Below are 25,603 nucleotides of genomic sequence, written 5' to 3'. Positions count from 1 at the left end.
TATGCAGCAGATTGAAAGCAGAGACATTGAGAAACAGGAGGGCCGGGTTCAACTACATGTGGGCAAAGATTAATGACCTTATTGGAACGACCTACAATTGATTAGGTACGCTAAATGGTTGCAATCTCCGCCCTTCTTTCTGGGGCCGCCGTTCTACTCTCGGTACTCGCCATTATCGCCGTGTACGATCGCCTGATTCGAAAAGCAATTTACCACTTCTACGACCCGCACATCGATCTCACCCTCCAAGGCGCTGGCGAAGACACAGTGAAGCAATTTCACGTGGAAGAGGGCGAAGGCCATATCCCGACGTATCATGACGAATTCGAAATACCATACTACAAACTCCCAGAAAGAGACCCGACCGTCGATCGTTTCGACGCCGATACAGAAACAGAAACACGGTCATTCAGCATCTCGGTCCACGGGCAAGACACGAAGAAAGCCACTATCCAACTCCGCATCAGAACGAGAGGTTCCGCCGTTCTCCGGTTCGAACCACGCCGGTTGAATGACCCGACTGATCCGATCGAAATCACGCGTGACGGTCCGGATAAGGTGTACGAATTCCCGCGAAGTGAGATATCGAACGTCGAACCGTATTGGGCTCAGGCGAACTTCGAAATCCAGATGAATGAAAAGGGGACCTACCGGGTATTCCGCCTCTCAGGCGAGGTTGACTATACAATTAACGCGTCTGAATTTAGTATCCCGATAATCGGGTGGCAATTCCCGGAAATCGTCGGTGACATCGAATTTCCACCGATTCGCCGGGAGTGGGAGATTCTCGGTCCAGACCATGACGAAGTTGATCTGGAGGTGGCTGAACGGTACGATACACTGGAAACGAAAAAAGTCGAACCCGAGCAACGGCAGTGGGTGGCGGTAAAGGATGGAACGCCGGTCGCTAAGTTTGACGTGAATTCTACGACAGAGATACCCGTTTCGTGCGATGTTGAGTACGTTGATGATTTAGATACGGTCGAGCGTGACCCGTCCGTGTTGACTGAAGAGGAGCAGCATTTCTTTGGCGCCTTTGAGGTTGAATCGTGATAGTAACGATCCCGGTAATAAACAAAGCCCCACTGCAAGATATGCGCGATCTATTCAGCAAGCTTTGATTGTACTCATCCAGATAGTAACCGAAATGGAGTGCAAGATACAGACCTTGTAGTTAGCACGACAACTTCGTTGTTTTCTCCAGATAATCCCTGAATCAGCCGTCAGAACGCGCCTGCAAACCAACCGCCGAGAGTTATATTCGGCTGGATCATCTACTGTTATTTATGGCGGATGATAGACAGGGCCGAGAGGAGCAAGAGGATCGTGAAGAGAATCGCCAGCGCGAGAGAGAATTAGAGGAGGCTAAAGCCCGCGGCGATGAAAAGGAACCGCTGTTTGATGACGAAAGCGTGCGGCTTGGTGATCTTGATAAAGCGCTCAAATCGCACGACTATCCAACCACCACAACTGAGTTGGTTGAGGCCTATGGCGATTATGAACTTGAAACTCAGGGCGACAAGAAACCCCTGGAGGACGTACTCTCTTCAACTAATAACCAAACCTATGATTCAGCCGAGAACGTTCGCAGACGGATACTGGGACTCATAGGCCGATAGCTAATGCCCCAAGACACTCATCTCGTAAATTAGACCGCCTCACGTTAGCAGGAAAGACTTGATGGCTTCCATCTGTTACAATCCCTGACGATAAGTTCGCACGCTGTACCTACCAATTCCACACACCTCAATTCCACAACGGTGGGATGCTGCATACGCGCTATCTATTCAGCAGCGATGAACTGTAACTATTCAGATTGTAATCAAAACGGAGTACAAAATAGAGAATTTTTTTATTCAGCACTCTTCTTGGACGAAAACGGTCTGTTAATCGTTATAGAACTGAACTCCCATTATATAGCGAGATCAGCAAAGTGCCTTTTTCATACACTTGGAATTGCACGATAACAGCTCCGGGCACAGCTCACTCATCTTCTCTATGAGATTAGAGCGGCGTTATCTCGAATTTCCATTGGCCGCCAGAACCAGTTAGTGATGATTTGTCCGACCGATCGGCAACTTCGACTCCATTTGAGGCGGCTCTATCCATGAGGTCCGTCAATGCGTGGCGAAATGAACCAAAATCTCTGGGCTCAGGAACCGACATTCCCGGATTCGTATCCTGACTTTGTTTTATAAACCCCATATCCTTGAAACTCTGAATAATGGCCCCGGGTTCCCCGGATTTATCCATTATCCGTTCGGAAACCATTGACATGAACCTCGTTTCACCATTTGGCATTTCCACTTCAAATTCTGTGGCAATGGTATCCTCATCAACGTAACGTAATTCGACTTCCTCTTCGCCGTAACGTAGTTTAGGGCCCTTACCATCATCGTCTCGAAATCGTTTCAGTGGGCACCCCTCAGTTTCACAAAGCAAATTTGGTAACTGATCGTGGCAGTTGACTTCCTGTGAATTGGTGTCAATACCAGTCAATTCAGTCATATCGGAATTCTGTTTTATGACGTTGAAATCGGAATCTATGACACGCATTGGGAAAAGGTGGGATGTTTCAACAGTAGATGGTGCCATAATACTAGTACAATCCTTAACGTTAAATAATAAAGGTCCTAACGCCGAATTTACGCCGCTTTCAGATCCATCAACCAGTAGTATTGTCTGGACTAAATTCACGCTTTCCATTCAGCACGAGGATATTGCACCTATTCAGATGATAACCAAAACCGGGTGATGAACTTTGACTTTGAGTTCAGCATGACGCCCTCGATTATATCGTACTTCTCGGGATGAACCAGCCAATCACTACACTTTCAGAGTCAACAATCTGGGAAAAGATATGTGGTCTGAATCGGTTACCCAATATGCCGGCACTGGTTTCACCTTTCGAAGTAACCATGGGGGACGACACTCCTGACCTTTAACGGAAACACTCGCCGCAGTTTTGGACTGTCTGTCTCTGTCGGTCCCTTCACACGTTTGACAATTTATTTCCACCGTGGGATACAGACTACGAGTGTTTGACTGTCTGGGTTTATTGTTTTGGCTCAACAAGCGTTGAGCCATCACTGCGGACAGTTACTGTATACCCTGGAATATCAAATGAAAGCCTCCAGCTCCCCTTCTCTGCGTTCACTAACCTAACCAGCGCATCGGTGTCAATATGATTGTACAAAGTAAGATCCAGCTCGCTCGGTTCAACACCTTCGGCATCCGCGACCTCCTCCACAATTTTAGCAATTACATTTTGGCTCATATGTCACAAGTTAAAAATATAATTGAAGTGAACATGCAAAAATGTTTGGTGGGAATCAAACGCAACACCATGAGGCGGTTCTGATGACGGCTTGTTGTATTCGGGCCTTCTATTCCGCAACGACTTCGATCCCTGTAATTTCGAATCGCGCTCCACCCTCCGAACCTTCGGTAATATGAATGTCCCACCCATGGGCGTCCACAATCTGCTTGACGATGGATAATCCGAATCTTGAACCGCCACTCTCCGAGTAGCTCGGCTCGAAGACACTCTCACGCTTCTCTTGGGGAATTCCTGTACCATCATCCTCCACGTAAAACCCTTCGGGCAGTGATCCAACCCTGATGGTCACGTCTTCGCCACCGTGATCAACCGCATTGCGGAACAAATTCTCCAGAAGTTGGCGAAGACGGCTTCTATCAGCCTGTATTGTTGACTCAAGATCTGTAACAACCCTTGCATCGCCTGTCTCGACATAATTCCAACAGGTTTGGACGAGATCAGCCATCTCCACAGGTTCCATTTCACCAATCTCTTTGCCTCCTCGGGCGAGGGTTAACAAATCATCAATCAGCTCAAGACTCCGTTCGATCCCCTCCGCTGCAGCGTCGAGATGGTCGGTATCACTATCTTCCCGGGCGAGGTCAACCCGCCCCTGGGCAACATTCAGCGGGTTTCGGAGGTCATGTGAGACGACGCTGGCGAATTCGTCGAGGCGGTCTTTTTCCCGCTGAAGTTCACGTTCCCGTTCTTTCCGGTCATTGATATCGAGATGAATTCCGACTGCCCGAACTGGATTCCCATCTTCGTCTCGGTCGACGACTTTCCCAATGGTTCGCACCCATTTCCAGTCTCCAGAAGCGGTTTTCAGACGGTATTCACACTGATAGTGGGGCGTTTGGTTCTCGATATGCTCGGCCAAGGCTTTGTCGTGTCGGGTTTTGCCCTCGGGATGCACGAGTCGTTCCCAATCATTGATGTGAGCGCCCATTTCTTCGGGCGTGTATCCGAGCATTTCGGTGAGGAGTTCGTCCCGTTCCACTTCGTCGATCTCCATATCCCAGTCCCAAATCCCGATATTCGCCCCCTCGATTGCGAGTTCGAGACGTTCATTGAGGTCCTGAATTTCCTGCTCGCGCTCTTTTCGCTTGGTGATGTCACGAGAACTAAAGAGTAATCCATCGATAACTGGGTCATTCAATTTGTTCACGCCCCGAACTTCGATCCATTTCCAAGAGCCGTCTTTCGTCTCAACCCGGAGTTCCGCCTGGACTTCTTCTTCTGGTTGTGACACAAATGACGGGAATTCCTTCTCGATTGTTTCAAGATCATCCGGATGGATGTGTTCAAATCCGGAGTCACCAATTATTTCCGCAGGTGAAAAATCAGTGACTCGTTCGGTTGAGGCACTTTGGTATTTCACTTCTCCGTTGATATCCATGACTGAGATGATGTCACTTGATTGATCTAAATACGCTTCCCGTCGCTCCAGTTCACGTCGTCGCGATTCGCGTTGGATTGCACTGGAAATGATTTCCCCACTGATCCGCAAAATATGAATGAAGTCTTCCGACCATGGTTCTTGTTTTTCCACCCAATCGAAGCCGATAAAGCCGACGAGTTTGTCCCCCGACATCATCGGCGAAACGATTAATGACTTGAAATCTTGCTCTTGCAATATCTCTTGCACGGCGGAAGCTTCCGGTGGGAGTTCGGAAACGGCTGGGATAATGAGCGGTTCGCGAGCCTCCAACTGCTCCATCCACCAAGGGAAGGTGTCAATGGGAAGATCCTGGAGGTTGTCGATCTGCGGCTCGACGCTTTCCGCAGTCCATTCATGCGTGTTGCTGAGTGTTTTCTCACCGTGGTCGATTTGAAACACATAACTACGGTCCGCGTCAACGAGTGTCCCAATCGTTTCCAACGCTCCATCGATTTTTTCCTCGATGGGTTTTTGACCGGTCTCTAAAAGATCACTTGCCAATTCCGTGAGTTGGGTTGCGAGTGATTCCAAGAACTCTAACCGTTCCCGGTCTTTCCGCTTGGTGATATCCCGAGCAAATCCAAGGAACCAAACGTCTCCATTGATTTCGATCTTATTCGCCCACACGTCGACGGGGAAAGTCGATCCGTCTTCCCGTTCGTGTTCAGATTCAAATTGGCGCATGTCCCCGAGGTCCATGTCCTCCACTAGCTCACCTAACTTGTCTTTAGAGAGTGTAACATCGAAATCAGTGATATTCATCGAGAGGAGTTCCTCTCGTGAATAGCCAAGGTTCTTCACTAGCTGTTCGTTCACCTCCTGGATGCTCCCCTGGCTGTCATGAAGGGCGATGGCTTCCGGAGCTCTCTCAAACAAGGTATGGAATCGATCTTTGAGTTCTTGAAGCTCTCGTTCACGCGCCTTGCGCTCCGAGATATCAATCTGGACCCCCACGGAACGAACCGGAGCCCCTTCCCCGTCTCGGTCCACGATCCGTCCCAAAGTTTGGTGCCACTTCCAATCGCCCTCGACCGTTTGCAATCGGTACTCAGTTTCAAAGTATTCCGTCTCGCCGGCAATGTGAGCGTCTAAGCTATTTTCAACCCGTTCACGGTCGTCGGGGTGAATACGGGTTTTCCAATCATCGATGTGGTGTCCGAATTCCTCTTTGGAGTAGCCGAGCATCTCGACATAGCGTTCGTTGAGCTCGACTTCGCCAGTGGTCATGTCCCAGTCCCAGACACCCAGCCCGGCCCCCTCGACTGCAAGTTCGAGGCGCTCTTTCAGCTGCTGAATTTCCTGCTCGCGCTCTTTGAGTTCAGTAATATCCTGCACGATCCCGATGGCAGAGACCGGCTCACCGTCATCGTTGAAGGTGAGTTCTGCCTGTTCGCGCATCCATTTTACGTCCCCATCACCGGTGATAATCCGATGTTCGATATCGTAGGGTTGTCCATTTTTTGCGGCTTCCCATTGTTCGTCAACGTAGGCGGCGTCCTCGGGGTGGACAAAGTCCAGAAATGTCTCGTGATCGATTGACGAGACATCACCCTCAGCGCCCCACATCTCGTACACCTGTTCAGACCAGGTGATATCGTCCGAGGGGATGTCTTTTTGCCACCAACCCACCTCGCCGACAGCTTGGGCTCGTTCGAAAAGCTTGTTTGTGCGTTTAAGCTCTTGCTCGCGCTCCTTCTGCTCGGTGATGTCTTGAATGTAACCACGAATCGTCTCCCCGCTGTCAGTAGGTCCTCCACTCGCTCGGACCCATCGGACATCACCTGTTGCGGTGATTATTCGTGCTTCCACATCGTACGTTTTTCCAGCCTCACGTGCCTTGTTGACGGCCTCCTCGATTCGTTGTCTATCGTTCTTATGATAAAACTCGATTGCGTCCGTTACCGTCGGCTCGAAATCCGCCTCGACCTCGTGGATGCGTCGAGTCCCCGCTGTCCACCTGAGGTTTCCATCCTCTTCGACTTCCCAGGCGCCAAGATCCCCGAGTCGTTGGGCCTCTTCAAATAAGTCTCGCATCCGCTCAAGTTCCTGCTCACGTTCTTTGCGCTCGGTTACGTCCCGGCTGACAATGAGGTGTTGGCCGGGGATGATATGGCTTTTCGCGGTGTATTCGATGGGGCTCACCCCCCCCCCGTCTCCACTGACGATTTTCATCTCACCACGTTTTATTTCGGTGTCTTTGATTGCACCCCATTCGGCTTCGAAATCGAAATTGTCGGAGATGAATTCGCGTATTGGGCGGCCGATCAGTTCCTGTTGGTCGACTCCATAGATCCGGGCGGCTTCTTTATTCACATCCAAAATGCGAGCCTTATCATCAGTGATCGTCATCCCATCGCCGGCTTCTTTGAAGGCTGCTTTATACTGATCACGGGACCTGGCCAATTCGGGGACCTCCTGCTGACCAACTTCTTTTGTGGTTCTCGGTATTACGACCGTCAGCATCGTGCCCTCGTCTGTTAAGATTGCGTCGGTTAACCCGTCATGATTGGTCACGATCCAGTGTGCCAGCCACAGTCCCAAGCCGCTGCCGTGCTTCAGGGGCTTCTCCGATCCAGACCGAAGCACCCTTGCCTCCTGCTCTTCGATTCCAGGCCCATTGTCGGCGATTCGGATATGGACATCGTCCGATTTCGACTCTACACTCACTTCGACTGTCGGTTCGTCGCCGCTGTGCTTGGCGGCATTTTCGATAAGTTCGCGGATGGCCCGTTTGAAACTCGGCCGCACTTCGGCCGTTATTCCTCCGTCTGCCTCGACCGAGATGGACGCCGATGGATAGTCACGCCGCACCTGTGTGACGATTCCATTGATGAGGTCAGGGATATCGGTCGGTTCGGGGTTGGCGTCACTGGAGATGATATCGTCAAGTACACGGGCTTTCTCGCTCAGTTCGACGAGACTGTCAATGGTATTCAGCGCTTTCTCCCCATGGGTAGTATCATCCAGTTCATCAGCCATCATTTGAGTATAGCCCCGAACCACGGAGATGTCGTTGCGCAAATTGTGTCGCAAGACTCGATTGAGGACGATACTAAGGTTGGTCTGCCTTTTGAGAGCTTCTTCTTGCTTTTTCTCTTCAGTTATATCAATGACCCCGCCTCTGTATCCCGTGATACCTCCCTCCTCGTCTGTAATGGCTCTCACACTGTCGGAAACCCACCGCGTCTCGCCATCTGCTGTCCTGATTTGATATTCAAATTGATTGACTTCTCCGACTGCTTGGAGGGTTTCAGAATATTCTGCATATCTGTCCGGATCCACAAAGACCTCTTCTTCGATACTGTCAATGGCCTCGCATACGGCATCTCCACTCTCGTATCCAAGCAGGTCCGCGAACGCTGGATTGGCCATGCGATACTCGTCGAGACCCTCGGTGGTCGTATAAATCCCTTCGACGGCACTTTCGAAGAGCTGCTGATATCGTTGCTCCAGTTCAGACGCGAGCTGGAGCGTTCCCTTCGTCGTTTTCTCCAGTTCGGTTTGGAGTGACTCCTTCTCTTCACGCAGTTGTTCGTTTTCAGCCTGGAGATCCTGCACTTGGCGGGTAATGGATTCCAGTTCTTGTTGTAGTTCTGGGCCGCTGCGTGCTTTTGCGGTCTTCAGGAGTTGTTCAATCTGGTCAGTCATTGGTTTGGGTGACGACGAGGGCTGTAGCATCGTCGTCGGATTTGCCATACTGTTCGAGCAATCGGTTTGCTATCGTGCTGGCCGTTTCCTGACCTCCTTGTTGGATGTCCTGCCACTCCCACCCTGTCGCAACCCCGTCCGAAAACATGACCAATGTATGCGAGGGGTCCCAGTCCCGAGTGACAACAGAAGCCCCCGGATTGTTTCCCCCGATGACCCCACGTCGGACAATGAATCTGGTCCACTCGGGTCCAGCGACCCGAACCTTGATATTTCCAACGTTGGCAAAGGTGATCGTTTCAGCGGTCCAATCGAATTTCGCGAGCGCCATAACGACCCCACGGGTCCCCCTGCAGGCACGGTCTGTCCCTCGAAAGACCGTCTCAAGACTCTTTTCGGCATTGGACTCGACGTACTCACGAGCAGCGGTTGAGGCCTGGTGGGCTGGAGGCCCATGCCCGAGGCCGTCAATAACGCCTACCAGGGTCGTATCGTTCCACGTTTTGCAAATATACGAATCTCCGTTTGGTACGCCCTTAGATATGGGTCTCGTTGCGGCTCCAATCGAGACTGGAATTTGTTTCGGCATTTCCTGGTCGTCAACATTGGTCGGCTCTTCATCGGGGGTGGATCCCGGGTTCATCATTCCCACTTCCTGATCCGAATAGTGGTCCCCTCACCAGGTTCGGTCTCGATCTCCATATCATCCATGAGCGTCTGGGTCCCGGACAAACCACGTCCCATTCCATTCGAGGTAGAACATTCTCCTTTGAGGGCCCCGTTGAGGTCGTCTATCCCCGGCCCGTCGTCCTCGAAAATGAAGGTGAGCCCCCGCCGATTCTGTTCGGGAATCCGCTCCCATTCCATTGCTCCCTCACCAGCATACAGATAGATATTCCTGGCGAGTTCGGAAACGGCCGTCACGATCCGGGTGGTATCGGTTGTCCCAAGGCCAATTTCTTCTGCCACCTCCCGGGCAGCCTGACGGGCCTTGAGGATATCACCCTTGGAGTCGATCTCGATACGCCCTGTGTGGGTATTCATTCTGAGTCCCGGTTAACCCCTAATATTTCCAGTGCTTGGTCAGTTGAGCGGGCGGTTTCCACGTCACCGAGACCGTAGCCAAGTTCAGCAGCCGTGATCGCAACTTCCGGTCGCATCCCAGCAATGACGGTCGTTCCGCCCATGAGCTCGATTAATTGTGCTGTCTCAGATATATGGCGAGCAAAAAACGAGTCCATCAACTCCACTCCTGAAACGTCGAGGATAACGCCCTCCGGCTGTGACGTTTCCATCGCCTCCAGGATCGTTTCTTGCAATTCGTCGATAATTTCGTCCTTGGGATTGTTGGGGAAGGTCCCTAACAGGATGTCGTGAATCCGAACGACATTGGCACTGTTTTGCAACATCAGTCGATAGACACCTCCTGGAGTTCGAGTGCCGTTTTGAGCCCATCTTGAAGCGACGAGCGGGTTTCGACATCGAATGCGACCCCGAGTTTGACGAGCGTCTGGGAAATGTCCGGATTGAGGCCCGTAATGATGGTTTGGCCGCCCATCAGCTTGACCGCCTGAATCGTGTCGATGAGATGTTGGGCGGTTTGCGTATCGACGGTTTCAGCCCCGGTAATATCGATAATGGCAATCGAAGCCCCACTGTCGGCAATTCGGTCAAGCAGTGCTTCTGTGAACGTTTCTGCCTCAGCGGAGCTCAACTTGCCGATGACCGTCGATAGCAAGATACCGTCCCAGATTTCAACAATGGGGACGGAGAGTTCCTGGGATTTGTACGTTACCTGTTGACTTTCCGCCTCGCGGTGGGGTTCAGCGATCTCCCGACCAATGCTTGCCACTGCGCCGTCGTTTCGGTCCGTATTATTGAGTTGGGCCCATTGGAATTCGTACGGGACCCGATTCCCAGTCTTGGTTACGAGTTCCGTAGAAAAAGTGACCATTGTGGAATCTCCGGTCACGGTATCGAGAGCTTCGTTCAACCGTTCTCGCTCGGCCTCGGGGACGAGAGCGGATACATTCAACTCCGTGATTTCTTCTTCGGAGTATCCGGTGACGTTTGTGAACTGAGCGTTCCACTCGATGACCCTGCCTTCGAGTGTGAAGACGTAGAAGAAGTCCCCAAAGGAGTTGATTGACTCTTCGAGTAATTCGTGGGAGATTTTATTTGCCATATTCGCTGATAATGAGTTTAGGTCACATAGATTTTGTTATTCATTAATATGCGCACATGGATTTTAATGAATTATCTACTCGTCGCATTATCCTAATTACCAGTAAGAATCATCCTTCATAACAGATCAAGAGGGGGATTTTACTTTCGCCAGTTGCTGAATTCGCGCTTTGTATTCAGCACGCGAGTCTTGACAAGACTTGGATAGGAAGAGCGTGCGAATCCTTCTATGCCACACTCCGATGGGCAGTTTGTTGGTTAAACTGTAAGATTTAACTGCAACGAATCATTCTGTTATAATTTATTTTAAATAATTATACTACTAGTTACCAAAAAGTATATGTCACTCATCGGGCTATCGCACCCATATGTACCGGGACTCAACCGGTGCGTATCCATCCCCACACGTATGATCACACGGTCAGTCACCATCGAAGAGATCGATGAGCTATACCTAATATGGAACGACCACATCAACGCCTCAGCCCTCTATCGCCGCGCCCTCCGCGAGGAAATGGACGTTCGGGATGTCGACCCTGATGAACTCCGTGACCTCCTCGAACGGGCCCGCGAGCAAGGGTACACACTCGAAGAGATCGCTGAAACCACCAATCGCTTCGCCGATCTTCGATCACTCGTCGAAGATCAGCAGAGTCAGTCACCCACCGAAGATGCCGCCCGTGAGTAACCCGCAATGTCACAGGATACCAACCCCTCCGACCCTGAGCGTCGCACCGACCACGAGCCAACGACGACCAGCAAGATAGCCCGCCAGGCCGCCCTGACGATTGTCCTCCTAGGCCTGTTCGCTGTCCAGCCCGTCGCCGCCCAGAGTAACGCGGTCTGTAGCGCGGACAACCTCCCGAGCATGATCGAGGGGTTCTTCCAGCTGACCACCGCGCTGGGGATCGTCGGCCTCGCCATTGTCTGGCAGGCCGACTCCCTTATCGAGATGTTCACCCTGAACCCGGAGCAGAAGAAGGGGCTTAAGCGCCACAAGCGCTCCGCGATGAAGTCTGCCGTCGTCCTCGTCGTACTCGGCCCGCTGTACACAGTCGCCGGGTCGATGATGGGCCTCCCGCTGGCGCAGTGCGTCGATCTCGTCCCCTGGTGAGAAACCCGCTGTCCCCGTCGCAAGCCCTATGAACCACCGAGAGCTCTCCATGCTCATGATCGGCTTACTCGTGACGAGCCTAGTCACGGGTATCGTCGCAGCCGACCCGCCGCGACCGGGGACGGAGGACAACGGGCTCACGGAAAACGAGTCGTCAACGCTCTGGTCGCGCGATGCGGACACCTACATCAGTCAGGAAGAGTACAGTCAGCGCTATGGTGACGAACGGACGGCGATACACCAGCTCGCGAACGGAACGGACATTACGTTCAAGCGGCCGCCTGCAACCGCCGCAACCTGGACCCGGAACGATTTCGAGGACCTCGAAGCCGGAGGGTCGGACACATCTGTGTATCCGCCTCACGCGTCGCTCGAAGACGGGGTGTTCATCGAGGACGCCCATGCGACCGTGTTCGCAGTGCAGCCGTCCACCCGAGGCCACCTCGAGTCCGGTGACACTCCACTCTATATCGCGCCGAATGGAACGATGCGCGGGTTCGTCGATTACCGCGTCCGTATTCCAAACGGGAGTTCCTCCGGCAACAAGACTGTTGAGTGGTCGCTCACGAATGACGAGATCGAGGAAGTGCGGTTGAAGAAAAACGAGAAGACCATCGCGAGAACAGATGGGTCGCACACGCCGGCTATTAACTATCGGATCGACGACGACTGGAGTGCCACCCTCAGCCTCGAAGCGGAGATCCACGCTCGGCTGAAAAAGACGATCCGGATCGACCGGGGAAATGGGACTGACGTCACTGTCGTCTACCGCACGGAGTCACACAACGTCTCGGACTCGGTCGACGTCGAGATTTATGACCTCTCGGCGTACCCCTACTACGCCGAGTACCCCGATGGCGATGCTGGGGTGGCTATCTTTCAGTCCCGACCGTGGCAAGGATATACGCTCACTGACGAGGGGAACGCAAGCGTGCGTGGTGTTTGGCGGTTCTACACCGCTCGGAACACCAACTGGGATACGCTTGTTCGGTCGGATCGGACGGATAGTGCTACTGTCCAGTCTGACGCGATTCCGGTCTACGTCCACGCGTATCCCTCGCGGATCGGCCCGCGTGCCGAACCAGTTCGAGACGGGCCGGAGCTCATTGATACATGGGGGACTGACCGCTCGTCGCCGGTCGGAACCATCGGCGAGAACATCAACATCGACATCATCAACGAGGCCTACACGACGACGTACGGTGTCGCCGTTCGAGCCCAGAACGTCGACCGTGAGGCGCTTAACGTTGCGGGGATCGTCAGGGGCGTGAATGCCTCAATTGTTGAGCCAGATGCTGGCTCTGAGCGGCAGCTCCGGCGCAGCAACCTCTCCGTAGAGGTCATCCAGCAGAACCAGTCGCAAGCGACGCTCAGGGTCGAACTCCGGGATAATCAGACCGATGCACCAATCGCGCTCGACGATAGCCGCCAATACCCGATCGGCGGAAGCACTCGAAGCGGATACATCACCATCGCAGATCAGCGCGTCGAGACTAACGCATCCGGGGTGGCTATCGTGACGATTGATGAGCCGGGAATCTACACGGCTCGGTACCATCCGGGCTCGTGGCTCGGCCATACTCCCGCGTACGTGAGCGATTCCGCGACCGCTCGCTGGCATCCGCTGGGAACGATTGACGGGTGGTTCGCTCTCCTGTTCGAGGTCGGCTGGCAGCTCATCCCGTTCTTCGTGATGTTCTACGCAGGCAAACGTCTCCTCCGAATGCTCGGTCCAGAAGACATCTTCGACAGCAACCCATGACTCAACACAACGTACTCAGCAGACGGACCGCCCTCCGAACAGTCGCCGGTGCTGCGCTCGTGAGCGTTGCCGGCTGCTTGAACAAGGATGGCGGCTCTGGAACGCCTGGTGACGGAACTACCTCTCCAGGCGGCCAAGGTCCGCTCGAGCCTGTCGCTGTCGAGGGGACGACGCTCGTCGTCGAACTTTCCGCTGATGCTGACGTCAGCCAGGTTAACCTCATCCAGCCGAACGGTGAGCTGTTCGGACAGCGTGACGTGGCCGCCGGGGCTCAACAGGTCTCGTTCGAGATTGGAACCGCCTACGCGCCCGGTGAGTACCGAGTGGTCGCACTGAAAGGCGAGGAAACGATTGCGGAGAGTTCCACCGAGATTCAACCAGAAATTCAGATGCAAGATGTTGGGTTGTTCCGAAACAATCCCGACAAACCGTGGGACGAAGTCTACGGCGACACTGAGACGGACCGATTGAAGAACGGCGAGGCATTCGTCACAGTGACAAATACGGGAACTGGTCCAGAGGCTATCGTTGAACTAGTGTTTGCTGGAGACGTCCCTAATCCAATCGAGAATCCCCAGGGAAACGGGATGTATGATACTGAACAAGTAATAGTCGACCCTGGGGAGACAACGGACCTCTTCAGTAACTCGTTTCCATTCGGCTCAGAGTCTGAGAAGGGAATGGGATGCTCTTCCGAAGGCAACAGCGGCCAATTCACAGTTTTCGTAGAGACACGAGTCGGAGGCGACGAGGTCGCGAAATTGTTTGATGTCCAGTACTCTGGTTCTGATGAGATGAGCGATTGTGAAATCACAATCACGGAGACCTGACGATGGTCGATCTCATAGATGTCGTACTGGAGGGGATCAAGGATGTCGTTGAGTGGTTCATCGGTCTGTTCATGGATGGACTCCGGTCAGGGTATCAGACCCTGACAGAGGGGATGTTTGGAACTCCAACGCCACAGACAGATGGGGCATTTATTTTCGGTGAGCCAAGCAACGCGCCCTGGCCAGCGATTCAAGATGGGCTCGTTGGTGGCGAAATCATGCTTATCTCTCTCCTGCTACTCGTGATGAGCGTTCAGGGGCGCCACACGGTTCGAATCTTCAACATGGGAAGTGCCTACAAGGCTCGAAAGACCAAGAAAACTGCATGGGTCGGAGCATTTCTGATCATCACATGGTACTGGATCGGCGCCCTCACCCTGTACCTCGTTGATGGATTCACTATTGCCCTGATGCCCGATCTCTCTTCGGTGTCCGCAGCTATGCTACAGTTCTTGGGTGTATCTATTGCCAACCCCGGTCTAGGGCTACTATTCGCCCTCTTCGGTGGGATTTCGATGTGGGCTTTGGAGGCGCTGTTCTACATTCGCATGATTCTACTCTACGTCTACCTATACGGGATGCCGATTGCGTTCGCCCTAGCCTACGGGAATATTCCCGTCATCTCCGACATTGCAATGGGATTCTCCAAACGGTTCGTTCCCCTAGCTGTCCTCCCACTTCCAGCAGCAATGGTTCTCAAGGGATATGATCTCATCTACGCTGGTGGGTCGTTAACGCCAGGGACCGTGTTTCTCAAGTACCTAGTCGCTGTATCCCTACCGCTCGTCGCACTCTATGTGACCTGGAAGACGTTCAAATACGCGACGCCACTGACTGCCAAGGTCGTCGGTGGCGCGACGAAAGGCGCAGCCCTCATCGGTGGTGTCGCAGCCGGTGCGTACGTCGGTGGCGCCGGCGTCGCGACGACCGCCGCTCGGTGGGGACCGAAAGCCGCCGCCGGCCATGCAGTCGCGCAGAAGGCGGCCGCTCGAGGTGCGAACAGCGACGAAGACAGCCCCACGCCGTCGTACCGGCGTACCGAGAACGACCCTGGAAGCTACTAACAATTCATGTCCATAGATAAAGACGCAGCCGCACGACGCATCACGGACCAGTTCGGCGAAGTAAGTCGCATCCCCTACCTCAACATCGAGGAGGGCGATGTCGGCGTACTCATCGCATTCCCGATCATTGGGCTGTTCGTTGCTGGTCTCACCGGAATCGAATCGCTCGCCCTCCCGTTCATCGCCGGCGGGTTCGGTTTCGGCGTCGCAGTCATCTACGTCTCTCCCGACCACCTCAACGCGTGGACGTGGACGAAGGACGTCTACCGGTACGTCAAGCGTCCCCGGATCACTTTTAGCGCCCCGGAGGAAGCCGACAGTAGTACTAACGAGACGGAGCGGAACGAAGGCGGGCTCGCAAACTACACGCCGTTCAAGCCGGACGAACGAACGCAGGACCTCACGAACATCGAGCGGGCGTGGCCGGGAGCTGGCGCGATACAGCGAGCCGACGGGACGATGGAGGCGTTCATCGAAATCAATCCCGGCAACATGGACTTCGCGATGTCCGACGACTGGGCCCAGCTCCAGGACGCCGGCGAAGAGTTCGCCAACAAAGAACTGGACTCGAAGCTCAAACTCCACGCGACAACCCGCTCATTTCCGGTGGAACAAATCACCGAGAATATTGAAGACCGACTGAACGATGAGGACGTCACGGAGAACTCGATCTTCAAAGAACTCCTCGAGGAATACCGCGAGACGCGGCCGAAGGAGATGCGTGACCGGGGGACTCAGCAGGTTCGGTACTACATCGGCGTCGAGGTCACGCCGTTGGAGGTCTACGACCGCTTCCGCGATGAGGGTACTCCTGCCGAGAAGCTGACGCAGTTCCCCGTCATCGGCTTCCTGTTCAACCCGTTCGTCACCCGACGTGAGGACCTCACCGACGTCGAACGCCGCGCACAGATGTTCGAGAAGCTCGACAGCCGGGTCAACGACGTCCGCGCCGAGTTCATCCAGCAAGCATCCGGGTGGTCCGCGCGTCGACTCAGCACGGTCGAGCTATTCGTCCTGAATATGGACTTCTGGAACGGGCACGAGCACGACTACGACAAGGCAGAGCGCGTCGTTCGCGAACAACCCATCATCGGCCACTCGCGCCGGGAGGATGACCACGGTGCATAACCTGGTCCTCCAGTCGGGAAGCGGAGCTGTCGGTCAGTTAGTCGAGTGGCTCTCGGACCCGACTTCGGCTGAAGGTGCAGCACTTTACGTCGGTATCGTCGTCGTCCTCGGCGCCGTCGGGAAGCTCCTCTGGGACAGGTACACCGAGGAGGACGAAGAAGAGGTCGAGTTCTCCGACCTCCTCGACGAGGAGACGCTCGAAGACGGCCACGGCGAACGCCAGCTCCTCGACGACATCGCCGAGTCGCACAAGACGGTGACGGCGCCGGAAACCATCGAGTGGGAAACACGAGCCGCACGGGTCGGCGAGCAGTGGACGACGACGCTGTACATCGCCGACTACGCCGACTACCCGAACGATGGCTACCTAAGCGACCTCTTCGAGATGACCGACGTCGAGTTCGATCTCACCGCCCACATCACGCCGAAAAACCAGCAGCGGGCCCGGAACGAACTCCAAGACATCGCGGACGACCTCCAGGTCGACGCCGACCTCGAACAGAGCGTCCGGAGTGCCTACCTCCAAGAGCGGGCGAACGAGGCGGCCGCGACGTACAAAGCCGTCGAGAACGGCGCGAACGTCTTCGACCAGGGGATGTTCATCACGGTCCGCGCCGACGACAAAGACGACCTTCGGGATGCCGTCCAGAAGGTCAAGAGCACGCTCCGCGACGATCCCGCGAACCTCACACCGAAGACGGCCATCTGTCGGCAGGACCTCGCCCTCCAGTCCGCAGCCCCGATCGGTGACAACGAGTTCGGGCGCGAGTCCATCGCGCTTGGCGGCGCTGTCGGCGCGTTGCTCTCCGCTCCTCATAACGCGACGATCCTCGAGGAGGGCGGCGTCGAGGTCGGCATCCACAAGGACAATCAGAGTCCCGTCGTCATCGACCCGTTCGCCCGGGACAACGGCTACGCGATGTTCACCGTCGGTGACACGGGCTCCGGGAAGTCCTTTAGCTCGAAGCAGAACTTCATCCGCTCCATCGAGCAGAGCAAGAATCGGATTGGCATCATCCTCGAACCGTTGAACAACTGGGCCGGCGTCTCCGAGGCGCTCGATGCAAAGCGCATCACCGTCGGCGGGACGCTCGGCCTCAACCCATTGGAGATCCGTCAGACGCCGGAACGCGTCCAGCGCGCGATGGGCGAGGACGCGAGTCCGTTCAACGAAAAGCTCGACGACGCAATGAGCTTCCTGACGAACTTCTTCGCGCTCCGCGGTATCTCACTCGGTGACCGGCGGACGACGCTCGAACTCGGCCTCAAGCGCGCCTACAAGCGCAACGACATCACCGACGACATCACGACGCACAGCAATCCGAGTCCGACGGTTCGGGACATGATGGACGTCTTCGAGGACATGGTTGACGACCCCGAGGAGTTTGTCGTCCGCTCCGACGAGGAGGCCGGGAAGATTGAGGAAGACGCGACGTGGCTCCTCGATCAGCTCCGCCCCTTCGAAGATGAAGGTCGGCACGCCAATCTCGGGAAGGAGTCGGCGTTCGACATCCGCGACGAGAAGGTCATCTACCTCGATCTCGCCCAGCAGGAGGGCAGCGTGGACAGCAGCACGGCGCTGACGATGCAGCTTCTCATCTCGCTAGTCTACGAGCGGGCAAAGGTCTCGGACAAGGAGGTCGTGTTCTACATCGACGAGGCGCGGTACATCATGCAGGACGCCGCGAGCCTGGCGTTCCTCGAGACGGTCTTCCGGCACCACCGGCACCACGACCTCTCGATTCGACTCGTGACACAGACCGTCGACGAGTTCTTCGAGCACGCTGAATCCGAAGCGATCCTCGACCAGTGTGCAGTCAAGCAGTTCCACCGCCTCGATGGGATGGACGACCAGTGGGCCGACGAGTTCGGGTTGAACTACGCGCAGATGCGATTCGTGCAGGACGCAGTGCCGGGCAACGAGGACGCTGGGTTCTCGGAGGCGCTCGTCGGCGTCGACGGCGAGTGGCGCGGGATGAAGGTCGAGGCGATGCCCAAGGAGAAACAGGTTATCGACTTCGACCCGACCGCACAGGTTCGGTCCTCGCTGCCCGGCGCCGGTGACGGCGCCGTCGATACAGAGATGCAGGAGTTCCAGGAGGAGCTCGAGAACCGAGCAACGAACGGAACGAATAGAACGAGCGAAACGAACGAGGGGTCAGACGGCGTCGAGGCCGAGCCAGACGGGGGTTCAACAGAAGGGAACGATAATGTCTGAGTACCTGCGCGTAACGCCGACGTCCGAGCGACTCGATCCGGAGAGTATCCCCCGTATCCTCGACAGCCTCCACAAACTGACCACACCCGGATCGTCGGGCCTCGGGGCGAAGCTGAATCCGCTCCACAGTGAGACACCACCCCGATTCGAGTTTCTCGCGATGAGCGATGGCCCGGACGACCCGGTGGAATTCTTCTACGGGGCCGATGCGCACCTCGATACGCTCGAGAAACGCCTCCGTTCCATCTACCCGGCCACGTTCGACATCGAACGCGTCGACGTCGACGTCGCCGACCGGCTCATTCAGCCGGTCGAGTTCACACCGCAGGAATTCGTCAACCACTACGAAGCCGGGCGGCTTCAGTACGAGTTTGGCCCGGCGGAACAGTACAACCCCGTCGACGAGGGGCCAGGTGACTCCGAGTCAGCCGAAGCAGATCCGGTTGTCGACGGCGGTACGGCATCCACCACAGTACCTGACCATCATATTGCTGTCGGGGACTCGGTCCTCGAACTAGCTCCGCCCGATTCCCTCCCGGAAGACGGGGAGCGGCCGGCCATCGAGAAGCCGACGATGACACCGGAGGGGACGATTCTGGCTCGCCCAGCGAAAGATGCCGTCTCGCCGCTCGGTGTCCGGTGGTGTGGATCCACGACGCGAAAGCAGGACTGGATGACCTCGCTGACGCCGTTCACGGCGAAGGAGACGACCGGAGACCTCTCGTCCGCCGACCAACCCGGCGCAGCGCTCGCTTCGCTTATCGACCACCTGATGGAGGCGACAGCGCCGACCGCGTTCCAAGTCGTTTTCCAACGACGATCTAGCTGGCAGTCCGACGCGGAGGTTCGGAAAGAGAACCTCGTCGACGGCCGGGATACGTTCTTCCAAGAGGTCGTCGGGTCGTTGCTCGAGGTCAAAGACCAACGGAGCGACCAGAACGAACAGCAGATCAGTGAATCCGTCGAAAAGCGGATCGAGTACATCGATGCGAAGAACGCCAAACGGTCGTTCACGGCCAATATCCACGCCGTCGGCGTCCCCACCGAGGACACTCGCGACGATCTCGATGCCCGAATGGACTCACTACTGCCGGTGTTCGATCCACTTGATGGGCCGTTCTACGAGGTCGAGGGGAAACGCCTCCGTGACAATGGCTTCCGTGAGAAAACGAAGGAGAAGAAGGCACGGGCCGCCCTGCAGCGCCTCCTCAACCGCGAACTGACGACCGGACGAGGCAAGACCCGGCCCGATTTGGTGCTCTGTGGGACAGAGCTCGCGAACGTTGTGTTGGTTCCCTCTTCCGAACAGTTGACGGTCGAGGGAACGCGGGGTACCCGCGCCGAACAGCAAAGCCGGAATCCGCTGCCGTGGCCGAATCCAGACCTGATTCATCAGTTCCAGGAGGGGATGGCTATCGGGTACGCACTCGACGAGAACGGCGAGCCGCGGCCAGACCCAATTCGAATTCCTCCGGATCTGTTGACGACGCACTACGGTCGCTTCGCGTCGACGGGCGGTGGGAAGTCGAAGGCGATCATCAACGACGCTCTCTCGCTCCGGGAGACGACCGGCGGGCCCGTCGTCATCGTCGACCCGAAGGGCGACGGGATGTGCGAGAACTATCTGCGCTGCCACTACGAGCAATTCGGTGGGTTGGACGACGTCTACCAATTCCGCGTCCCGGAGGCCATCCCCGCGTTCTCCTTCTTCGACATTCGTCCTGCGCTGGAGGCCGGGCGCAACCGCGAGGACGCGATTCAGGACAAGGTCGACCACGTCCACGACATCCTCCGGATGATTATGGGCCGCGAGCAGTACGGCCAGGCGTTCGTCGCGAACGAGATCCTCAGCTACCTGATCAAGGCGCTCTTCGACGAGGAGTACGGGAGCGACGTGTTCGGGCTGGACGACCTCTTCGCCGCCGCCCTCCGGATGCAGCGCGACCAGACGATCCCGCCCGTTTCAGCCGACAATCAAAACATCGAGGAATCGCTGACGCGCCACTTCGCGAAGGACAACCACCAGTTCCAGGTGTCGATGGACGCCGTCGGGAACCGCCTCGACAAGCTCAAAGAGGACGCGCATCTCCGTCGGATCTTCAGTCACGTCCCCGAGCAGAACGACGACGGCGAGTACGTGGACAATCACTTCGACTTCCGCGAGTTCCTCGATGAAGACGCCACCATCCTGTTCGACTTCGGGGATCTCCGTCCCGAGGCGCAGCGAGCGATCACCCTGCTCCTGTTGAGTAACCTCTGGGACGCGGTCCAGGTGCGCCGGCGCGACGGCCAGACCGACTACGAGAAGCTCACGAACCTCATTATCGAGGAGGCAGCCCCGGTCGCTTCTACGAAGCTTGTCTCCGAGCAGCTGCTGCCCCAGGGGCGGTCGTTTGGGCTGAGCATGGGACTCGTGATGCAGTTTCCTGAACAGGTGCGCAACCGGAACGAGCGGGCCTACGATGAGGTGCTGAACAACATCAAGACGAAGCTCATCGGCAACATCTCGGTCGAGCGTGACCTCGCTGAGTCGCTCGCCCACGAGGACCTCAGCCCGACCGAACTCCGCAACCGAATCAATACACTTCCGAGTGGCGAGTGGATCACCCAACTCCCGAGCCCGTCGTTCGGGGAGACTGGGCCCGCTCCGTTTTCGCTGAAGCCGCTCCCAATTGCGCCGGGGCATCCAGAAAGCGACCAGCCGCTCACAGAGCCGCAGGAAGACCATTTCGAGTCCGTGTCCCGGCCACGGATGGTGGAACGGACACAGGCCCAGTACGGCCTTACAGGGAGGACTGAATCGAGCACTGCCCCGGAGGATGCTGACTGGGGAAGCTTGGGAGCCGACACGACGGTTCCGTCCAAAGACGGTGGTTCCGCCTCAGAGCCTACTCAGTCCTCGTTTATCAAGCAACCAACGACCGAGACGGAGACCGCGCCGGACAACCAAGACGACGCTGAGAGTGCGCCCGATGAGGACTCTCAGGAGATCAGCTCGTTGTTCGGAGTATCCAACGAGGAGGAGAGCACTGATGACCAGGGAACGGAGCCGGAGAACGGATCGACTCCGGTTCAGGAGAGCAATGTGGCTGTCACCGATGACGAACTCCGAAAACGGGGACTCAGTCGTGACGACGTCCGCTTCCTGAGTCGCATCCTCGACGTCATGAACAGGGAAGCTACCGAGTACACCCTCCTCGACTCGATGCGTTCGCTCCGAGACGAGTTCGAGGATCTCAATCTCCGCCGCCTTATCGACCAGAACCTCGTCGAGGAAGCCTCGGCCTGTGGCCGCAAATACTACACCGTCCTCCCAGCGGGGCGCGAGCTCCTCGGAGAAAAGCTGCAGGTGGGTCCCGGAAGGGGCGATATCGGAGGGAAAACGCCGCACAAGGTTGGGGTCAGACTCCTCGAGCTGTGGCTTCAGCAGCAGGACGACGTCGCTCGCGTCGAGCCTTACTACGAACACGATGACGACACCGTGTTCGACGTCGCCGGGTTCGACGCGGGTGGTGAATTCGTCTGGCTCGGGGAAGCAGAACTCCCGAGCAACAACACCCACGCACCGGTCGACGATTACGATAAGTTGAGTTCGGTAGATGCGGACGCAATCTGGGCGTTCAACAACCGCGAGACGGCCATCGAAGTTCTGGACAAGCTGGCCCACGCGGACCGGATCGAAGAGAGTGTCAGCGGACGGGACGCACGGTCGTTCTCGACGATCCGAGACGCTGTGGCGGACTTCGGTGCAGCGGGAATGACCACCGTCCGAGGGTTCAAGAATCTCGATCAGGAGGTCAACCAATGACGTGGCGACAGGCAACCCGCGAGGAGATTTACGCGTACTACGCCGAGGAGTTCCCCCGCTACATCGACAACCTCCCCGAATTCATCACGTCGACCGGCCCGAAACAGTACGCCGTCGCCTTTCGAGACCCCCATCCGGTTCGCAAAGACGATGTCCCTGACAAGGACTTCATCCGGCGAGATACGTGGCAGACAGATGCATCGGGAGACCGAACAGCGCCCGAGTTCGACGACTTCGAGGACGTCGTGGAGTTCATTCGGCATCCGGCTCGCAACGACCCACTCGGACGGAGCAAGTTCGCGCTTGCTGACCCGGAGGTCCTGGAGAAACCGGATCCACGGCCCGACGCCGTCTACTACGCACTGGATCATTGGGAGCGGCCGTGGGTCCTCCTGGTCGACATCGACGCGAAAGAAATCGCCCGGGAACGAGCAGCGGATATGGTCTCGGAGGACGTCGACGGCCAGGATGACGATGCGCTCCTTGATGCCGCAGGCCTCCTCGACGCCGCTCCCGAGGGGTATCCGTATGCATTCGAGGATGTGGACCGCGCTATCGAGTACGGGTTCGAGGTGCGCGACATCTTCGAGGACGATTTCGACGCCAAGGAGACGATGGTCGTGTACAGCGGGCAGGGTGTCCATGTCTACCTCCTCGATACGGACCCGGCGCACCGATACGACGAACCGAGTCGCGAGGTGTTGAACGACCTCCTCCTCGAGACCTACGAGATCCCGATCGACCCCGTCGTGACAGCCGACCGCCGGCGAGTCGCTCGCCTGCCCTACTCGTTTCACGCCGACGTCTGTAGCATCGTCCAACCCATCGAGAGCCCGAATTTTGACGTTCGGTCGGCGACTCCGGAGGTGATCACAGAATGAGTCCGAGAACCCCCACCGACGACGAGGACGCCGCGTATCGGGTTGCAGTGCTCCCATTGGAATACGGTGACACCCGCATCAACCAGCTGTTTACGCGTGGCTACAATCGATACGTCGTCGACGGCGAGGACCAGCCCGAAGACCTCTTGAACGACAGCGAGCGGTTCGGGATGGCTGCGTTCAAAGAGCAGGTTCGTGCCGACGCTGCCGATGAACCGTTCGTCGACGAGCCCGGGACGCTCGCTGTGCTCGCGACGTTGAGTGCGATCTGTGTGAAAGAGCACCCGAAGTTCGAGCACGCCTCGCCCCGGAACATCCAGGTGCTCTACGACATCCGAGAGCTGTACGTCAACAATCTCGCGTCACTCATCCGCGCCCACGGTGATGGGTCGCTCCAGCAGGACATCGCCGAGGTGCTGTACAGCAAAGATCCCGGTGAGGATGGGCCGCATCCCGGACGGGTTTGTACGGGAATCAAAGAGATGGCGGGGTTCGGGGATGGGCTGTACCTCGAAATCCCGATGGCTGCGGCGTCACGCAAATGTCTCGTTCGAGAGGAGGACGAGTCGTCGACAGAGACGGGCGATGGCGGGGAGATACTGACGCGAGTGAAGGACAACCATCTGTACGTTCCGGTCGGCGATTTCGACAGCAAGTATCGTGACTATGCTGAGCGGGCGTTCAAGAAGCTCTTGCGCGTACAGGAGGACGGCCTCTCGGACGACCAGCTAACGTGGCTGACCACGAACGAGTCGGCAATCACGGAGCGAATCGACCGCTTCCTCGAGACAGGCCATCACGAACGGATCTGGCGGAACTGGGACCGTGGCGAGCGGACGATCCGCGTGCTCCGACGGGCCCTGAGTGGTGCCGACGACGAGGTCGCCCAAAAGGGAGAGTTCCACACGGCGAAAGAACTCTATCGAGCGGTCGACGCGTACGGCGCCGAGGACGACTGGGAATCCTCCGTGACGGATTGGATCTCGAGTCCGAGTAGTCTCGCGAAGACGCTGGCCGACCACGAGTCCCATTCGGCCGTCACGATCGACCGCGACGGGCGCGTCAACACGTACCGGATCGGGCGAGCCGGGACCGGCGCAGAGCAGATCGAGGTCCAGGAGATAGAGGACCTCTTCGAACTACCCTGTATGGCCAATATGGAGGAGCGGTTGCACGAGAAGAAGCCCGTGCGGAAGGATCTCTACAACTTTGCGCGGATGGTGATGTGGCTCCCGCAGTATCAGGATAGCAGCCTCGACGAGGTCGTCGCAGACCTCAAGGGCGTCTTCTCCCGGTGGCCGTGGTACGACAAACAGGAAACCGAGTACCAGATTCGCTACGAGTTCTCAAACACAATCGACGGCGACACCCCGTTGCCGATGAACTGCGATAACGACGATATGCAGCGCTACTGCATCGGCCAAGACCAGTGCCCCTACTCGATCTGGGGGAGTCTCCCGTTTCCGGACGAGATGTATGAGCAGGTTGTGGAGGAATCCGCCGGTCCCGCTGAGCAGTTCTGAACTACAGATTGCTGGCTCTATTGAAATACTATTGATTAGATACTAACCCTGGTGAGACAGCTGTTAGTCAGCGAGTGCTCATATTCCAACTTGAGCGCCTATTCAAAACAATGTATTCTCGTTGAACTTCACATCGACTGTTGTCGGGATCGCTGTCTTAACGACATCTTTGTCTTCTGGTGAGACCTCTCCGGTCAACCGAAGACATTCGTCTCCCCATTCTTGCGTGATTCGGCTCCCATCAAGATCTTTTACGGCTTTGTAGACAGTATTCTTTGCCCGCTCTACGTCATAGCCCTCTTCGAGATACGGCATCTCGATTGTAAATTCGACTGTTCGCCCTGCCGCATTACGACTGCTTAATGCCGAATCGTAGTTGTCCCAGTGATCTATAAAGTGGAGGTAGACTTCCTCCAGTTTCTCTTGCTGCGACTGGTGGTTTACACCCGGAGTAAGCTCGAAGCAGATGATGTCTTGGTAGTTCCCCGAGACGTGTGCTGTTTTGAGGCCTTTTAGGTTTTCACTCTTATATGACCCTTCTCTGATTGGATTCCGTATAATGCGGATTGTTTTCTTCCGATACGTATCGAATGAGCCACTCTGTTTGAGCTCTTCCAGCTGGGATTCGAATTTCTTGTCCCAATTTACGTCCCAAGGAACATCAGTCGGGAGTTGGCCCATCA

The 25,603-nt window shown here is 56.2% G+C and carries 20 protein-coding genes; 12 read left to right on the top strand and 8 right to left on the bottom strand.

Annotated elements, in window-relative coordinates:
• The first annotated feature begins 114 nt into the window (after positions 1 to 114).
• Both RH831_RS11775 and RH831_RS11770 read left to right on the top strand, forming a co-directional pair.
• A complete protein-coding gene (locus RH831_RS11775) occupies positions 115 to 1,053 on the top strand; it encodes a hypothetical protein (protein ID WP_310554358.1) in 939 nt (312 codons plus the stop codon).
• A gap of 233 nt (positions 1,054 to 1,286) precedes the next feature.
• A complete protein-coding gene (locus RH831_RS11770) occupies positions 1,287 to 1,619 on the top strand; it encodes a hypothetical protein (RefSeq protein WP_310554357.1) in 333 nt (110 codons plus the stop codon).
• A 385-nt stretch (positions 1,620 to 2,004) separates the two neighbouring features.
• Here the strand turns inward: RH831_RS11770 and RH831_RS11765 are convergent, their stop codons facing one another.
• The 7 genes from RH831_RS11765 to RH831_RS11735 form a co-directional block, all read right to left on the bottom strand.
• Positions 2,005 to 2,595 carry a hypothetical protein gene (locus RH831_RS11765; RefSeq protein WP_310554356.1) on the bottom strand — a complete coding sequence of 197 codons (591 nt, stop codon included), beginning with the start codon at positions 2,593 to 2,595 and terminating at the stop codon, positions 2,005 to 2,007.
• 460 nt (positions 2,596 to 3,055) lie between these two features.
• Positions 3,056 to 3,277, bottom strand: coding sequence for a HalOD1 output domain-containing protein (locus RH831_RS11760; RefSeq protein ID WP_310554355.1), 222 nt, complete (start codon positions 3,275 to 3,277; stop codon positions 3,056 to 3,058).
• 109 nt (positions 3,278 to 3,386) lie between these two features.
• Entirely contained in the window at positions 3,387 to 8,408 is a 5,022-nt protein-coding gene (locus RH831_RS11755; protein WP_310554354.1) for a PAS domain S-box protein, read from the bottom strand.
• Positions 8,401 to 9,051: a SpoIIE family protein phosphatase gene (locus tag RH831_RS11750; protein ID WP_310554353.1), complete on the bottom strand. Its 651-nt coding sequence runs from the start codon at positions 9,049 to 9,051 to the stop codon at positions 8,401 to 8,403. The genes RH831_RS11755 and RH831_RS11750 overlap by 8 nt, the downstream gene beginning before the upstream one ends.
• On the bottom strand, positions 9,051 to 9,452 hold the full coding sequence (locus RH831_RS11745) for an anti-sigma regulatory factor (RefSeq protein WP_310554352.1): 402 nt from the start codon (positions 9,450 to 9,452) through the stop codon (positions 9,051 to 9,053). The genes RH831_RS11750 and RH831_RS11745 overlap by 1 nt, the downstream gene beginning before the upstream one ends.
• Positions 9,449 to 9,817: an STAS domain-containing protein gene (locus RH831_RS11740; protein WP_310554351.1), complete on the bottom strand. Its 369-nt coding sequence runs from the start codon at positions 9,815 to 9,817 to the stop codon at positions 9,449 to 9,451. Before RH831_RS11740 ends, RH831_RS11745 begins: the two co-directional genes overlap by 4 nt.
• On the bottom strand, positions 9,817 to 10,593 hold the full coding sequence (locus RH831_RS11735; RefSeq protein ID WP_310554350.1) for an STAS domain-containing protein: 777 nt from the start codon (positions 10,591 to 10,593) through the stop codon (positions 9,817 to 9,819). The genes RH831_RS11740 and RH831_RS11735 overlap by 1 nt, the downstream gene beginning before the upstream one ends.
• A 408-nt stretch (positions 10,594 to 11,001) precedes the next feature.
• On the opposite strand from RH831_RS11735, the gene RH831_RS11730 reads away from it, so the two are divergent.
• Genes RH831_RS11730 through RH831_RS11685 form a run of 10 tightly spaced genes read left to right on the top strand, consistent with a single transcriptional unit; the run spans position 11,002 to position 24,920 of the window.
• Positions 11,002 to 11,280: a hypothetical protein gene (locus RH831_RS11730; protein WP_310554349.1), complete on the top strand. Its 279-nt coding sequence runs from the start codon at positions 11,002 to 11,004 to the stop codon at positions 11,278 to 11,280.
• A 6-nt stretch (positions 11,281 to 11,286) separates the two neighbouring features.
• Entirely contained in the window at positions 11,287 to 11,706 is a 420-nt protein-coding gene (locus tag RH831_RS11725; protein ID WP_050049437.1) for a hypothetical protein, read from the top strand.
• 28 nt (positions 11,707 to 11,734) lie between these two features.
• Positions 11,735 to 13,468: a hypothetical protein gene (locus tag RH831_RS11720; RefSeq protein ID WP_079977877.1), complete on the top strand. Its 1,734-nt coding sequence runs from the start codon at positions 11,735 to 11,737 to the stop codon at positions 13,466 to 13,468.
• The gene (locus tag RH831_RS11715) at positions 13,465 to 14,298 is read left to right on the top strand and encodes a hypothetical protein (protein ID WP_050049438.1); all 834 of its coding nucleotides are present in this window, start codon (positions 13,465 to 13,467) and stop codon (positions 14,296 to 14,298) included. Before RH831_RS11720 ends, RH831_RS11715 begins: the two co-directional genes overlap by 4 nt.
• A gap of 2 nt (positions 14,299 to 14,300) precedes the next feature.
• On the top strand, positions 14,301 to 15,362 hold the full coding sequence (locus RH831_RS11710; RefSeq protein ID WP_050049439.1) for a hypothetical protein: 1,062 nt from the start codon (positions 14,301 to 14,303) through the stop codon (positions 15,360 to 15,362).
• 6 nt (positions 15,363 to 15,368) lie between these two features.
• Complete coding sequence (locus RH831_RS11705; RefSeq protein WP_050049440.1) at positions 15,369 to 16,490, top strand: hypothetical protein; 1,122 nt, start codon at positions 15,369 to 15,371, stop codon at positions 16,488 to 16,490.
• The gene (locus tag RH831_RS11700; RefSeq protein WP_200899181.1) at positions 16,474 to 18,708 is read left to right on the top strand and encodes a VirB4 family type IV secretion system protein; all 2,235 of its coding nucleotides are present in this window, start codon (positions 16,474 to 16,476) and stop codon (positions 18,706 to 18,708) included. The genes RH831_RS11705 and RH831_RS11700 overlap by 17 nt, the downstream gene beginning before the upstream one ends.
• A complete protein-coding gene (locus RH831_RS11695) occupies positions 18,701 to 22,516 on the top strand; it encodes an ATP-binding protein (RefSeq protein WP_050049441.1) in 3,816 nt (1,271 codons plus the stop codon). Before RH831_RS11700 ends, RH831_RS11695 begins: the two co-directional genes overlap by 8 nt.
• Entirely contained in the window at positions 22,513 to 23,397 is an 885-nt protein-coding gene (locus tag RH831_RS11690; RefSeq protein WP_050049442.1) for a DNA primase, read from the top strand. Before RH831_RS11695 ends, RH831_RS11690 begins: the two co-directional genes overlap by 4 nt.
• Positions 23,394 to 24,920 carry a primase-associated protein gene (locus RH831_RS11685; protein ID WP_050049443.1) on the top strand — a complete coding sequence of 509 codons (1,527 nt, stop codon included), beginning with the start codon at positions 23,394 to 23,396 and terminating at the stop codon, positions 24,918 to 24,920. Before RH831_RS11690 ends, RH831_RS11685 begins: the two co-directional genes overlap by 4 nt.
• Positions 24,921 to 25,022: 102 nt before the next feature.
• Here the strand turns inward: RH831_RS11685 and RH831_RS11680 are convergent, their stop codons facing one another.
• Entirely contained in the window at positions 25,023 to 25,601 is a 579-nt protein-coding gene (locus tag RH831_RS11680; protein ID WP_050049444.1) for a hypothetical protein, read from the bottom strand.
• Positions 25,602 to 25,603 lie beyond the last annotated feature (2 nt).

Source organism: Halodesulfurarchaeum sp. HSR-GB (assembly GCF_031432215.1).
Classification (GTDB): domain Archaea; phylum Halobacteriota; class Halobacteria; order Halobacteriales; family Halobacteriaceae; genus Halodesulfurarchaeum.
This window is presented reverse-complemented; position numbering and strand designations above follow the sequence as displayed.

Coding starts and splice junctions, on each gene's coding strand:
- RH831_RS11775 (WP_310554358.1), top strand. CDS start 115: ATGGTTGCAATCTCCGCCCTTCTTTCTGGGGCCGCCGTTCTACTCTCG.
- RH831_RS11770 (WP_310554357.1), top strand. CDS start 1,287: ATGGCGGATGATAGACAGGGCCGAGAGGAGCAAGAGGATCGTGAAGAG.
- RH831_RS11765 (WP_310554356.1), bottom strand. CDS start 2,595: ATGGCACCATCTACTGTTGAAACATCCCACCTTTTCCCAATGCGTGTC.
- RH831_RS11760 (WP_310554355.1), bottom strand. CDS start 3,277: ATGAGCCAAAATGTAATTGCTAAAATTGTGGAGGAGGTCGCGGATGCC.
- RH831_RS11755 (WP_310554354.1), bottom strand. CDS start 8,408: ATGACTGACCAGATTGAACAACTCCTGAAGACCGCAAAAGCACGCAGC.
- RH831_RS11750 (WP_310554353.1), bottom strand. CDS start 9,051: ATGAACCCGGGATCCACCCCCGATGAAGAGCCGACCAATGTTGACGAC.
- RH831_RS11745 (WP_310554352.1), bottom strand. CDS start 9,452: ATGAATACCCACACAGGGCGTATCGAGATCGACTCCAAGGGTGATATC.
- RH831_RS11740 (WP_310554351.1), bottom strand. CDS start 9,817: ATGTTGCAAAACAGTGCCAATGTCGTTCGGATTCACGACATCCTGTTA.
- RH831_RS11735 (WP_310554350.1), bottom strand. CDS start 10,593: ATGGCAAATAAAATCTCCCACGAATTACTCGAAGAGTCAATCAACTCC.
- RH831_RS11730 (WP_310554349.1), top strand. CDS start 11,002: ATGATCACACGGTCAGTCACCATCGAAGAGATCGATGAGCTATACCTA.
- RH831_RS11725 (WP_050049437.1), top strand. CDS start 11,287: ATGTCACAGGATACCAACCCCTCCGACCCTGAGCGTCGCACCGACCAC.
- RH831_RS11720 (WP_079977877.1), top strand. CDS start 11,735: ATGAACCACCGAGAGCTCTCCATGCTCATGATCGGCTTACTCGTGACG.
- RH831_RS11715 (WP_050049438.1), top strand. CDS start 13,465: ATGACTCAACACAACGTACTCAGCAGACGGACCGCCCTCCGAACAGTC.
- RH831_RS11710 (WP_050049439.1), top strand. CDS start 14,301: ATGGTCGATCTCATAGATGTCGTACTGGAGGGGATCAAGGATGTCGTT.
- RH831_RS11705 (WP_050049440.1), top strand. CDS start 15,369: ATGTCCATAGATAAAGACGCAGCCGCACGACGCATCACGGACCAGTTC.
- RH831_RS11700 (WP_200899181.1), top strand. CDS start 16,474: ATGACCACGGTGCATAACCTGGTCCTCCAGTCGGGAAGCGGAGCTGTC.
- RH831_RS11695 (WP_050049441.1), top strand. CDS start 18,701: ATGTCTGAGTACCTGCGCGTAACGCCGACGTCCGAGCGACTCGATCCG.
- RH831_RS11690 (WP_050049442.1), top strand. CDS start 22,513: ATGACGTGGCGACAGGCAACCCGCGAGGAGATTTACGCGTACTACGCC.
- RH831_RS11685 (WP_050049443.1), top strand. CDS start 23,394: ATGAGTCCGAGAACCCCCACCGACGACGAGGACGCCGCGTATCGGGTT.
- RH831_RS11680 (WP_050049444.1), bottom strand. CDS start 25,601: ATGGGCCAACTCCCGACTGATGTTCCTTGGGACGTAAATTGGGACAAG.